The 12,388-nt window shown below is 65.2% G+C and carries 10 protein-coding genes; 8 read left to right on the top strand and 2 right to left on the bottom strand.

What is annotated here, in order from left to right; all coding sequences use genetic code 11:
• Positions 1-341: 341 nt before the first annotated feature.
• The 5 genes from J0911_RS12615 to J0911_RS12595 all read left to right on the top strand — a co-directional run bounded on the left by J0911_RS12615 (position 342) and on the right by J0911_RS12595 (position 6,335).
• A complete protein-coding gene (locus J0911_RS12615; RefSeq protein WP_207275819.1) occupies positions 342-1,580 on the top strand; it encodes a histidine phosphatase family protein in 1,239 nt (412 codons plus the stop codon).
• 77 nt (positions 1,581-1,657) lie between these two features.
• Positions 1,658-1,999, top strand: coding sequence for a hypothetical protein (locus tag J0911_RS12610; RefSeq protein ID WP_207275818.1), 342 nt, complete (start codon positions 1,658-1,660; stop codon positions 1,997-1,999).
• 35 nt (positions 2,000-2,034) lie between these two features.
• Positions 2,035-2,520, top strand: coding sequence for a CPCC family cysteine-rich protein (locus J0911_RS12605; protein ID WP_372434875.1), 486 nt, complete (start codon positions 2,035-2,037; stop codon positions 2,518-2,520).
• Positions 2,521-3,392: 872 nt separating this feature from the next.
• On the top strand, positions 3,393-4,421 hold the full coding sequence (locus J0911_RS12600; protein WP_207275817.1) for a hypothetical protein: 1,029 nt from the start codon (positions 3,393-3,395) through the stop codon (positions 4,419-4,421).
• 894 nt (positions 4,422-5,315) lie between these two features.
• Positions 5,316-6,335: a hypothetical protein gene (locus tag J0911_RS12595; protein WP_207275816.1), complete on the top strand. Its 1,020-nt coding sequence runs from the start codon at positions 5,316-5,318 to the stop codon at positions 6,333-6,335.
• A 108-nt stretch (positions 6,336-6,443) separates the two neighbouring features.
• Here J0911_RS12595 and J0911_RS12590 read toward each other — a convergent pair whose 3' ends face one another.
• Positions 6,444-6,986 (bottom strand): hypothetical protein, encoded by a 543-nt coding sequence (locus tag J0911_RS12590; RefSeq protein ID WP_207275815.1) that lies wholly within the window; start codon positions 6,984-6,986, stop codon positions 6,444-6,446.
• A gap of 750 nt (positions 6,987-7,736) precedes the next feature.
• Here J0911_RS12590 and J0911_RS12585 point away from each other — a divergent pair.
• The 3 genes from J0911_RS12585 to J0911_RS12575 all read left to right on the top strand — a co-directional run bounded on the left by J0911_RS12585 (position 7,737) and on the right by J0911_RS12575 (position 11,264).
• The gene (locus tag J0911_RS12585; protein ID WP_207275814.1) at positions 7,737-8,837 is read left to right on the top strand and encodes a PIN domain-containing protein; all 1,101 of its coding nucleotides are present in this window, start codon (positions 7,737-7,739) and stop codon (positions 8,835-8,837) included.
• An 868-nt stretch (positions 8,838-9,705) separates the two neighbouring features.
• On the top strand, positions 9,706-10,434 hold the full coding sequence (locus tag J0911_RS12580; protein WP_207275813.1) for a hypothetical protein: 729 nt from the start codon (positions 9,706-9,708) through the stop codon (positions 10,432-10,434).
• 212 nt (positions 10,435-10,646) lie between these two features.
• A complete protein-coding gene (locus J0911_RS12575; RefSeq protein ID WP_207275812.1) occupies positions 10,647-11,264 on the top strand; it encodes a hypothetical protein in 618 nt (205 codons plus the stop codon).
• Positions 11,265-11,820: 556 nt separating this feature from the next.
• Here J0911_RS12575 and J0911_RS12570 read toward each other — a convergent pair.
• Entirely contained in the window at positions 11,821-12,387 is a 567-nt protein-coding gene (locus tag J0911_RS12570) for a hypothetical protein (RefSeq protein ID WP_207275811.1), read from the bottom strand.
• Between the last annotated feature and the right edge of the window lies 1 nt (position 12,388).

The raw sequence follows: 12,388 nt of genomic DNA, 5'->3' as shown, positions 1-12,388 counted from the left end.
CCGATCGCGCGGAGGATCTCAGCGCGCCAGACGATGACCTTTCCACCGTCGCCGGCGCGCTTCTCAGCGGTGTATGGCTCACTGCGGACCGCGCGAGTTGAGAATCCTGTTCGGGCTGCGATCGCCTTGGTGGCAGCCTCCTCTGTGTACGGTTGCGCCTTTCCTGCGACAAGAGCGGAAAGTCATACCCAGTCTGGCGCTGGGGGTCCCGCGTTGCTTGGCATGGAGGTGTACGTGGCGGCCACCGAGGACGCCGTCGCCCTCTACAACGAGCTTGCCGCGACCCGCATGGTTGCTGCGCTGATTCACTCGACCTGCTGAGGGCGTTCTAGGCTGGCGCGGTGGTTGTCTTCCTGGTCCGTCACGGGCGGCCGCTCCTTGATCCGGCGGTTCCGGCCTCGACGTGGCTCCTGGATCCCGACCACGAGCACGAGGTGACGGAGCTCGCGGCGCGGGCGCCGTGGCCGCAGGGCGCGGTCTGGTTCACCTCGCCCGAGCCGAAGGCGGCGCGCACCGCATTCCTGCTCGCCGGGCGTGAGGTTCCGATGGTGACAGACCTGCGGGAGCACGATCGCGGCGAGACGACCTGGCTGCCGGACTTCGCCGACGCCATCCGGCAAGCCTTCGCGCAACCGTACTCGGAGGTTCGGGCGGGATGGGAGTCGATCGCGCAGACACGGTCACGGGTGGTCGCGGCCGTGGGACGGATCATGGCGGAACACTCCGGTAGGGATGTGGTCCTGGTCGGGCACGGGACCGCCTGGACGCTTCTGGCCGCCGAGCTCACGGGCACCGAGCCGGATCTGGAGCGGTGGCAGGCCATGACGATGCTGGACGTGATCGTCGTGGAGAAGACGACACTGCTTCAACCGGATCCGGATGCTCCGGCGGAGGTGTGGCGCGAGCACCTGTGGGACCGGCTCGCCGTGGCCGCGCGCCGCCGCGAGACGTGGGCTGTCGAACTCGTGGCACGGTTGCGGAAGGACCCGCTCGTGGGCGGGTTGTTCCCGGTGTTCAGCCATTCGGTCTTGCACCTGCGGACGAGGCCGATCCGAGACCCTGAAGCTCGCCTCGTCGCGATGGCCGCCCCTGTGTCGGGTGGCCGGTTCGCGGCCTTGGTCCCGGCCGACGGCCAGGTGTTCGGAGCTTGGGGGGAGTACTTTCCTTGGCCGCAGTACCAGGGCGTGGAGGCGACGGTCGAGGCACTGCGTGAAGGGCTGGCGACGCGTGAGACCCGCGAACCAGTTGTGAACGAGTGGACACTCCACGACAACGGCCAGCCAGTGGCCCGGTTCATCGTGACCGGGATCGCACCTTCAGACGGCCTGTTCGGCCGGCTCGCCGTCGAGGGCTCCCGCCTCCTTGCGGGCGCGATCGCCGCAGCGCGTGCTGTACCGGTCGAGCGCGCAGACTTGGATGATGCCCCCGAGATGTGGACCCCGGTCGACCCCACCGCGCTCACCAGCCTGACGCTGCGCACCCACACCGGCCGGACGATCCATGAGTTCACCCTGCGAGTCCGTGATGACCGCACCTGGCTCGTGCCCGACATGAGTTCGGTCGCCTCTGCCGCCACCTGACCTGCGGTGTGGCACAGCAGGGTCGACCGCCGGGATTGGCCGTGACGAACGGGGAGGCGCACTGTCAGGATGCGCGCATGGAGACGGTGACGTTGTGGCGGCCGACCGGGCCGAAGGAGCTGGCGCTGGTGGAGGCGTCCGGGTGGCGGGCGTGGCCGCCCCGGCTACCGGACCAGCCGATCTTCTATCCGGTGCTGAACGAGGACTACGCCACCCGGATCGCCCGGGACTGGAACGTGAAGCACTCCGGCGCGGGCTTTGTGACGCGGTTCGACGTCGCCAAGACCTTCCTGGACGGGTATGCGGTCCAGCAGGTGGGTGGCGCGACGATCCTGGAGTACTGGATCCCGGCCGAGGACTTGGAGGAGCTGAACGAGAACATTCTCGGGCTGATCGAGGTCACCGCGGAGTACCGCTGAGCGACCGGTTCCCATGCCCGTGCTGCGGACACCAGGTGTTCGATCAGCTACCCGGCTCATACGAGATCTGCGGGATCTGCTTCTGGGAAGACGACGCGGTCCAGTTGCGCTGGCCCGACTATCGCGGAGGAGCGAACCGGCCGTCGCCCGTCCACGCCCAGGCAAACGACGCCAAGTCCTCTCAGCAGCGCCATACAACGCCACAAGTCAGGTGTCACCTACCCGTGCAGGAGACCCCTCCGGTGCTCGGGGGCAGCGTGATGTGGGCGTTGCGTCAGCGGTCCTCGTGGCCACGTCGGCAAGCCTTCAGCAGGCGTTCAAGGCGACGTGACCGTTCTTCCGACTGCAGGACCCAGGCAACGAACACAAGCGTGGCGATCAGCGCAAGGGTGCCTCTTGACGCCAAGGAGAGTGATTCGACGAATTGTTGCACGTCGTCTAGCTGCACGGCGTTCACCTCTCAGGAACGCCGCCCGGTCGGCGCCCCGACAGGGTCAACCGCAACACTCTTCGCCGGCTGAGTCGATCCCCGACTCGCAGCAAACGCCACATCGCGTCCCACGCGGAGCCCGGGAGTTCCCGCAGGGCAGCACGATGCAACGGTTACCGCCAGCGCGCGCAACGAAGACATCCCGCCTTCGTCGCGTGTCCGAGTATCCGCTCGGTCGGGTTCGCCGTAACGCTCAGACTTGCGGTCGCCCAGATAGAGGACGCTTTTCCTGCATCTGGAGTCAGCAAAGATGAACGGACGGCTGGTATCTCTACCGGCCAAACAGCTTCGAGGATACCTGGGAGCACGGCCTCGCGCTGCGATCCATCGCGACCGCCCTCCCCGAAGTCTTGGTCGACGTGGCGACACCTCCTGACTCCATGCTCGGAAGCTCGGGCCGGGCGGCTCGTGACCATCGCGACCTGGATGGCCGTCCGCCCAGAAATGACGGTTCAGACCGACGTGACCCTCAACGCATCCAGGACTGCCCGACGTGATCATCGGCGGTTGGCAGCCGCAGCATCGCGGTCGCTCCCGTTGAACAGGGCGTGTGCCTCGGCGAATCCGGCAAGGTGATCGACGAACGCGTCCGCCTGCGCCGATCCGCACACGAGTCGTGACGCCCTCAGGTTGGGGCCAAGCCGCCGCCGCATACAGGGCGGCGTTGCGGTTACGGTGTCGCGGCGGTGACCGAGATCGCGCACTCGATGGTGTCCTCTCCGGCGCCGTGCATGTCGAGGATCAGGTGGGGCGGCGTTCGGCCCAATTCGCAGCAAGGTGAGCCGGGCTCGCGCGCCGCGTTCAGGCATCGGAGCGAGCAGGTTGTGAGAACTCACGTTCGAAATGGGTGAGGTGAGAGCATGTTCGGTGCCGACGAGCCGGCGCTTCCCTCAGACTTGAGACATGGATGTGGATGCCTTGGACGCTCCCGGCGGACGTACGAGACGTGGCCGCGGCGCAGTACTCCTCCTCGCAGTGGTTGCCAGTGGCGTACTCGTCTGGGCACTGTTCAAGTACGTGATCACAGACCCAGATCTGGCACTGGAGTACCTCAAGGCTTTGGCCTGGCCGGCCGTTGTCGCCGCGAGTCTGTTCTGGCTCCGATCACCGCTTCGGGACAAACTGGGACAACTGCTGCGCGCCGAGGGCTTCGGCACAGCCTTTCAGTTTGGAGAGCGGACGCGGCAGCTGGAGGAGGGATTGGGGCCCGCCTTCCTGCAATTGGGTGCCACCGGTGACAGCCCGGCCAGCGATTCCAGCGCCGCTGCGGACCCGCCGGAATCAGATGCTGATTCGGGCGACGCGTCGGTTGCCGACGAGTACGCCACCTCGATCGAAGAGGAAGGTTCGGAGGCTCCGTCGATCGGAGGCGTGGCGACGGACCCTGAGGTCCCTCTGAGTGTCGAACCTCTGGACGACCTGGCGGCTATCGCCCAAGCACTCGGCGTTCCGCAGTCGACCGTTCTGCCAATTCAGCGTCGGTTCGACTCGGAGCCGGAGGCCGCACGGAAGCGTCTCCTGAAGACCGTTATCGAGGCTGCTCGGCGTGTCCATGCTGCCGACCATCGAACCTCGAAACAGCGATCGGACACCCGGGAGGGGATCGAAGATGTCATCAGGAAGAGTGCAGCCTGGGGATACGACATGGGCCGCGCTGGTGCACGGAGGGCGGTTCCCGATGTGGAGTGGAACGAGGACGGGACCTGGCGGATTGTCACAGAAGTACCCCGTCACCGATCTCAGCCGCAAGTCTCCGGTGACGCTCTCACCCGTCAGGTGAGGGCCTGGGAGGACGAGATCAAGGAACTGGAACGTGAGAAGTACAACCCTCTTGTTGTGTCTGGGGTGACACACCTTGGTAACCAAAAATGGCTGAGTGAACTGAAGCGCAAACTCGCCAGGGTTGATCCCACCAACCCCTGGGTTCATTAACTGGGGTCACAGCTGTTGATTCGTTCCGACTCCGTGATGAGCTTCGGCGCGCGGACGCTACGGAGCCTTGGCCCCGCCTTCTGGGCGAGGTGCTGGTCAAGTACGCGCTGAGGTCGCCGAGAATCGCCGTCGCGGGTAACACGGTGCTCTAGGGCAAGGCCGGGCTGGTTCGTCATCGTGGCCCGTGCCGTGGCGGCAGGGCGCCCTGGCACGATGTGTCTCGTGGAGCATGTGATGGCACTGGTACCGGGGGAGACTCGTCAGCTCTCGTTCTTCGAGATCGGGCAAGCGCGGAGGTGGAGTGCGCGTGTGCGCGCTTTGGCGATGGCGGATGGGCCGGCCCCTGTGGGCGTGGAGGAGGCGTGGCCGGTCGGAACCAGCCCAGCCCCATCCGTCCTGATCAGCGCGTGGCGTTGGTGGCGATCCCCCCTCTCAGCATCTGCCAACCGCGGCTCGATGAAAGGCGTGCACCACGCTACGAGTACCTCCCGCGCCTTGCTGTAGTGCGGCTGTTCATCGCGAGAGCCCGATCTCGGCTCGTGAGCCAGCTCACGGTGCACTTCCACGGCATGAGCATCGCATGCTTCCCGACCGCCCTCCCGGGCCACCCACCAAGTTACGGATCGAGGCTGATGGGAGGTGTGCCACCGGCAAGTCCGTGGGGCCTGCCTGCGTGCTCATGGCTTGGTGCCTTGGCGCGCACCGTGACCGACAGCCACTCGCTGACGGTCGGCTGGTTTGCGGGTCGAAGCCGAGCTGCTCGCGTGCGAACCCGGAGGCGGCCAGGACGTCGACGCCGAGCGCCGGCCCCAGCGAGCGGCTGTAGTGGATCCGCGGTGGGTTGAGCTCGCGCGAGCCTCGCCCTCTCGGCTGGTCTTCTGCAAACATGTCCGCGTGACGGAATCCGGAGCGGGTCGTGGGCGCAAGCACCGCGTGTGGTTGACGGTTGTGGTTGCCGTGATCGTTGCGGTTCTTCTTCTGGCGGGATCGTTCTGGGGCGACGCGCTGCTGTGGCGAGAGCGGGTGCCCGACTGGTGGCCGTGGCTGGAGAACCTGCTGGTCAATCTCGGTGCCGCGGTCTTGCTCGTTGTGCCGCTGGAATGGATCGCCGCGCGACTTCGACGGGAGGCCGATGCGGCCGAGGCACGGACGGCCGATGCTGTGGACCGCATGCGGGATGACTCGCAGGCTTCGATCCGAGACCTGAAACAGCAATTCGACGGCCTCGACGCCCGCGTGACCTCCCTGGCGGATCTGAGCGCGGTCGTGGCGGAAGCAGCGACTGGTCAGGCGCGCGCCGATGCTGACTTGTTCACAGAACTTGGGCACGCGGTCCCGACCTCAGACTCTGTGCGGACAGCCCTGCACAGAGCTGCTGAGCGGAAGCTCACTTCGGATCGGCCCGTTCGGGTTCCGGTCTCAGATGACGCCGATCTTCGGATCTCATTCGGGATACCGGATACGGCCGGTGGCGTGGAGATTCGGCTGGAAGCGATCGATGGCGAGATTCTCGAAGAGTGGCGGTGGGAGGAAAAGCCGGCCGCTATGACGTTCCAACAGGTCGCGGATGTGCTCGACGGCCAAGGCGAGCGGGAGCCGATTGACGTCGTGTTTGTGTTCACAAGGCTCTCTGAGACGCTCACGACGGCCGTCAGGCACGCCTCCGCGAGGCCCATCATCGAGTTGTTCCCCCCGCAATGGGCGCTGACGAACTTTGCGATTGTTTCTCTCGAACCCCTGTATACCGTCACTCATGATCGCAAGGATCGGGTTCAGATGGACGTGCAGGTCAAGCAGAAGCGCTGGCTCGACTACGACTCATACGACATGGCCCACTGGGTCGCCGCCGAGCTCTTCCCGCTGACACCGAGCCAGCGTGACGGGTCCTTCCGGGATGGTGCGCCGTTGTCCTGAACGCCCACAAGCCAACATGCCGGTCCTCGCGGGTGGGTCCACGATGGCCTCCGCCCGAGAGGATCTGTTGGTCAGCGGCCGAGGCTACTGTGATCGTTCGGAAGCTCGCTAGTAGCGCGTTACGACGCCAATGTCGGCGCCGTCGACCAGCGGTGCGTCCTCGATGTGCACGTCACCGGCCGCCTCCCGCCATGCGACCCGGATCGACTGGGGAAAGAGCAGGTCGGACATGTCGCACGTGAGTTGGATCGGCTCCGCCGCCCCGCTCTTGATCATGTCCCACGACGCTGCGCCTCGGAGTTCGACGTTTCCTAGCGGATCCGATTCTGCGGTGACGCCGAGGGCGTCGCCCTTGCCCACGTTGACCAGAACGCATCCAGTCGCGTTCGTCGTGGGGTCCACGTGGCCCTGTACCTCGAACCTTGCCGGGTGCACGAACCGGGGAAGGTCATCGACGTGGGCGCGCTCGCACGGCGTCGCATACTTGTCTCGCATCCGTTCAGCGTGACGGTTCCGAAGGGCCCCTACGGCCGCGGTCATCTTCTTGCGGCCTATCGCGAGTAGGGCAATCGCGGCGGCCGCGATCAAGGCGGCGATGACTCCGCCGGGATCGGAAAGCCACTCCCATGACATGAAGTCGGGCATCTGCATGGCGCCTCACTCTATCGGCGGCCGGACTCGGGCCGCCGTAGGGCAGTAAGGGCGTCAGTGATCTACCGATGCCGGGGCTCGAGGTGCTGCCGGCATGGTGGCGATCCAGGGGAAGGACACGGCTGGCCGACAGCCAGAACGACCACGTCGCGATCGTCGCCGCCCGTGTGCCCGATCCCGTGGGCGACCGCGCCCACCCGACCGACCGGGAGGAGTCGTCCTCGGTCTGTTCGGTGAATGGCCAGGTCAGATCCGAGATCCAAGAGACAACCCGGAAGAGTATCTGGCGGATGCTGGTCCCGACCGGGCTCCTGACGTCGGGATACGCGGGTTGGGGGCGAGTATGGCGATCTCGCGGCCCAGGGCGATTTGTCAGGGTCTCGAGCGGTCGCAGGTGGGTGAATCGGTTGGGAACGGGGAGATGAGGAACGGCGGTAGGGCCTGCCGCATGCATGGGTGGTCTTCACTATCTGGTCCCGGATTGGAGCTGCGCGGACGCTAGCATTCCAAGGTCCGAGGGGTGGTGATCGGCCGGCGCAGTTGTTCGGATCGGTCCCCACTGGGTGCGCGGGGCGCCGCGCGTGCGCGGGACGTGTGGGCGGACCTGCCGCCGTTCGTGCTCGGTGCCGGATCGGTCTTGCCAGCGGTGCAGGGGCCGTCCACCGGCGAGGTCGCGGTCCGCTGGCAGGGTGCTGGCCAGACATCGGCATCTGGGTGATGCGGATGGCTTGGTCTCCTATGCTGGCCGTCATGACACCGGTCGTGATCCTCGATACAAACGCGTTGCACGGCCGCAAGCCCTTCACTCGCGCAGATAGCAAGATACTCCTCGAGCTATCCAGGGGCGGTCATCTCCGGCTCATCATCCCTGACGTGGTCCTTCACGAGCTTTCGCGTCAGTGGGCCGAACGCCTGAGTGAGGGCATCGCGGACATGGATAGCGCACTCAAGCGCATCAACGACGCGCTGATAGAAATTGGCGCAGCCGAGTGCGAACTGACCGTGCCATCGCATCGCCGCGCCGTCTTCTACGACTTCGCTCGCCAGCTTCTCATCGCGAGACGTGTCGAGATTCCGGGCGTCCCAGATGTTGCAGTAGCCGACCTCATGGCTAGAGACCTCGATGTCCGCAAGCCCTTCGATCGAGAGGGAAAGGGGTTCCGCGACGCGCTGATCTGGGAGACGATTCGAGGGCTCTGCAATGAGCTCAGCGATCCGAGCATTCCGGTTGTGTTCGTGACGAGCAATCACACCGACTTCTGCTCACCGAAGAATCGCGAACTGCATCCTAACCTGCGCCAGGATCTGCATGCAGACCAGGTCTTCGACATTGTCACATCGCTACATGCCCTGAATGCGCATGCGTCGATCAAACCGCAAGTCGAGCAACTCCGTGTGCTTCAGAAGGCATTCACCCGCAAGCGAATCGAGGGCCTGGTCGATGCTGCGATAAAGGATCTGCACGGCGTTGATGTCGAGCAGGCGCTCGGCGCGTACGCGGGCGACGGCTTCTACGACGTTCCAATCAGCTCTGCACTTGATTCGCCGGCGTTCGAAGAGATCCTCCCCGACAACAGTTCGATCGAGTCCGAGATCTTCCGCTCAGGCGACGGCGAGTTGACGATCCGAGTCGTTGTCGTCTGCAACGTCAGCCTGGAGGGTTTCATTGACAAATCGGACTACTTGGTCTCTGACGACGACGTAACCCTGCTGGAAGACTGGAACAGCCACGTCTTTCACGCGAGCGATTCACATCGCGTCCGCTTTACGTTGAGCGCGGAGTTCGCTGAATCCGATCTGAATGATCTGGACGATGTGGTGCTCACAGTCGATGAGGCTGAAGAATTTTGAAGGGCCTCTGATACGTCGGGCGAATCACATCTAGCTGTCGCGAGAACGGACGAGTCCGCTTCCGCCCTGACCTGGGTCACCTCTGTCCACAGGGGAAGAGTCGACTCCTTGCTTGCTGCGTCACCAGAAGGTTCACCGGATGACAGGTGGCCGGAGGCAGCAGCGCCTGACTTGGCCGAAGACGAATCCAAGCATCCTCCAACCCGACATTCGGGGCACGCCCAATGTGGATGAAATCCGGCTCAACCTCGGGGAGGCGGACGGTGACGTGCGAGGCTGACGAAGCAACCGGCCTCGTGGGGGCGCACCAGGGTCCGCGACTATGTCGGGGGTGCCGTCAGTCGGCAAGGGTAGGCTCCGGCGCAGAGCTACCTCACGGTTTGGAATGCCCGAGGGCTGGTTGCTTGAAGTCCAGTACCCCTCCTCAGGAGGTGTGCTCTTCCGTTGCGTCCGGCGAGCGCGGTGTCCAGCAGTGATCAATAGCGCCAACAACCGCATCCGCGCCGGTCTACGTGAGGTCGCCGCTACCAGTGAAGCCAGGCCGTCCAGCGTCGCCGTGGCGAGTCGGGCACGCGTGGCCGGGAACATCTGGTGCGGGCAGGTCGCCTCAGCGATTCTGTTGCGCTCCAAGGGTCGGAGTCACCGTCGCGCCGTAGCACGCCAGGTGCTAGACGAGCCCATGCGGCGTCGTCGGCGTGCACGACGGCGCGAGCGGTGTGACGTGTTATATCGTCATTTCGTGGCGAAGTAGATGCTGGCCATGCTCAAATTGTGACGGACCTCGCCGCTATGGCGTGCCGTTGGCTGGCTAACCTGCCCGCGATGATGATGTGGGTCTGCCAACTTATCCCCGAGACGGAGTTGCCACGTGAGCAGTAGCGGACCGACTTCGAGAACAGTCGTCACGCGTACCACGTTGACCGCGGTCATCCTCGGCGTCCTCGGAGTCCTTGCAGATGCTGCTGGCCTTGTCTCGTTCTTCAGTGGCAAGGACATGCCGGGGCTGATGAACAGGGCAACACGGCAGCCAGCTGCCGAGTCGCCTACGAACGCGCCAGCCTCTCCCATTCCACCCCAGTCATCAGTCGCGCCGGACGCGCCTGAGCGGCGAGACGAGCCCGAACCGGAGGCGACAGAAGATGTGGTCACGCCTGCAACCGGGAACGACGCGGTCGACGAACCCCAGACTTCGGAACTCGAAGATGCACTCTCCGAGACAGCCCGCGCACCGTCGCGCGACCAGGATGCGGTACCGAACATGGGGCTCAGCCTCTCGCCGCCAGACTTTCCCGCATCAGATCCCCGCACCATTCTCATCGAGGTCGCGGATGCAACGCCGGATACCTACGTCGATGTAGAAATCGCCGACCCTGCGTCGGAGTGGGGTGGCGGATGCCCGGAAATCGAGCCCAGCGATAACTGCAACCTGCTCGCATCCGATGGCGAGCGGACCGATGCCGTTGGCTACATGGCCGTGGAGTTCGAATGGTTCGGCTATCCCGGACACGACGGGATCCACCACCCCGGCGAGTACACCGTTACGGTGCGAGACAGAGCTACGGGCGCCGTCCTGAGTCTCGAGTTCATCGCCTACTAGGGATCAGCGCGGCGATGACGGCGTCGAGGCGGCTCAGCTGGAGGCATGGCGTTCAGATCGACAGCAGGTCAGGGATCTTCTGGATCTCGTCGACGATCGCAGAGCCGAGCAGCGTTCCAGCGCCAGAGTTGACGGTCGCCGATCTTGGTGGAGGGCGACGATTGTTGCGTGTCAGACGTGACGTGCCACCGCCCCGCGAGCAGGCTTCGGCCATGACTCAATCGGCTGGACCGATCGCCTGGGACTTCATCTTCACGATTGCTGGCGCGACGACGGCCCTCGTAGCGGCAGCGCTGTCCGGGATCACCCTCTATTTGACAGGGCGAAGGGAGACGCGTCAGTGGTTGCGCGATTCGGTGCTCGATGCGTTGACGCAGTTCCTCGACGCGAGCTTCGCTCGTCCGAGCAGATCGGCCTACGAAGCACGGCAAGCGTCCGGGTTTGAAGGCGACCTCGATCGATTCAGGGCGCGATCAACGGCAGCACACCGCGAGCAGAACGATGCGCTGACAAAGCTCCGGCTCCTCGCCAACGACCCTGTCGTGCGTGCTGCCGAGACGCTTCATCTCGCGGACGACGCGATTGCGGATGCGGTGCTCGGATCGGGACCGGCGCCCGATCCGTCGGATTGGGCGACGCTGCGGTTGAGGCAGAAGCACGCGCGGGAGGCCTTGATCGTCCAGGCACGACGGCTCTTGGGTCTCCCTGGTGGCGTGCCAGTCGGAAGCCTTGATGCGACTGACGACTCTCGTACGCCTGGGGCCGCCGTGACCACGAGCAGCAGACGCCATCCGCATCGGATCCTGTTCTCGCTGATGTTCTGGAAGTAGCCTCGGGAGGTGTGCCCGTTGCGTACGGCGAGCGCGGTGTCCAGCAGTCGAGGTTGTGCGTTGCACTCCACCGTGGTCCTCCTGCTCATCGGTCGCCAGGGTCCCAGAGACCGGGTGTAGGAGGCGCTCGTCGCGATGGTGAACAGCTAGGTGTGATCGCCGACCTGTAGCCAGCCGCCGCTCGGAGAAGGAGACCCCCCATCGGCACCGCCCGCGCAAGAAGCCGCCACACAGCCGGAGACTGCGGCCAGCCACCTGAGCCGGCGCGATCGGTCACTTCTGGAAGGCCGAGGATGTCGCGGGCGTAGTCAGACGGCAAGGGTGAGCGTGGTGTCCAGCAGTCGAGGTTAGTCCCGGCACGCGAGTTTCCATCCAGTGCCGATAGATGGACCGGCCCCGGATGCGACGTTCGTCGACGCCGCGGCGCGTGCCGGGCCGACGGTGCTGGTGTCTGGCCAGACTCGGGTGGCGCGGTGACGGGCGAGGGGCGGGCGGCCCGCCCGCCGCCGCGTCGGGTTTGCCCCACAGTCTGCCCTCGTCAGGACGGCGCGGGTGTTCACCGTTGCGGCGGAGACTCGCAGAACCGTTCGAACGCCGCGATGACCTTGCTGCGGGGAGCGTCGATTTCGGAGAGGGGAATGACGACCGACTGGGCGCGGCCGCGCGTCTGGTCGAGCTCGACCCGGATCGTGTCGTTTTGAATGAACCAGCGGTCGATGTTCGACCAGGGAATCAGAGGGCGAGTAGGGCGTGCCGCCCAGTGCTTGAATCCACGATCGTCGAGTGACAGCGCCGCCTTGCGAGGAGCGTTACGGCGTGATCGATGCTCAGTCCGAAGGCGTGATCGCCGCCAAAGATGATTCACCAGGGCGTAGGTGAGCCCGACTGCCGTCAGTGCGAGCATGCCGCCGAGCCCGGCGAGGGTAACGTTTGACCGCTGGGTCCAGTCGATGTCGTGCGTCGCGATGTAGAAGAAGATGTAGAACGATCCACCTCCTGTGCCGACCATCACGGCGCTGAGTGTGGCAATGGCGCGGACAACCTGCGGGCGGGTCGGTGCCGGCTGGTTCGACCATCGGAGGCCTGTGCTCGGGCGGGTCCAGAACGTTAGGGAGTGGCTCATG

This window comes from Myceligenerans salitolerans, from assembly GCF_017349295.1.
GTDB classification, from domain to species: domain Bacteria; phylum Actinomycetota; class Actinomycetes; order Actinomycetales; family Cellulomonadaceae; genus Myceligenerans; species Myceligenerans salitolerans.
The sequence above is the reverse complement of the archived record's forward strand: the minus strand, read 5'-3'. Positions and strand labels throughout refer to the sequence as shown.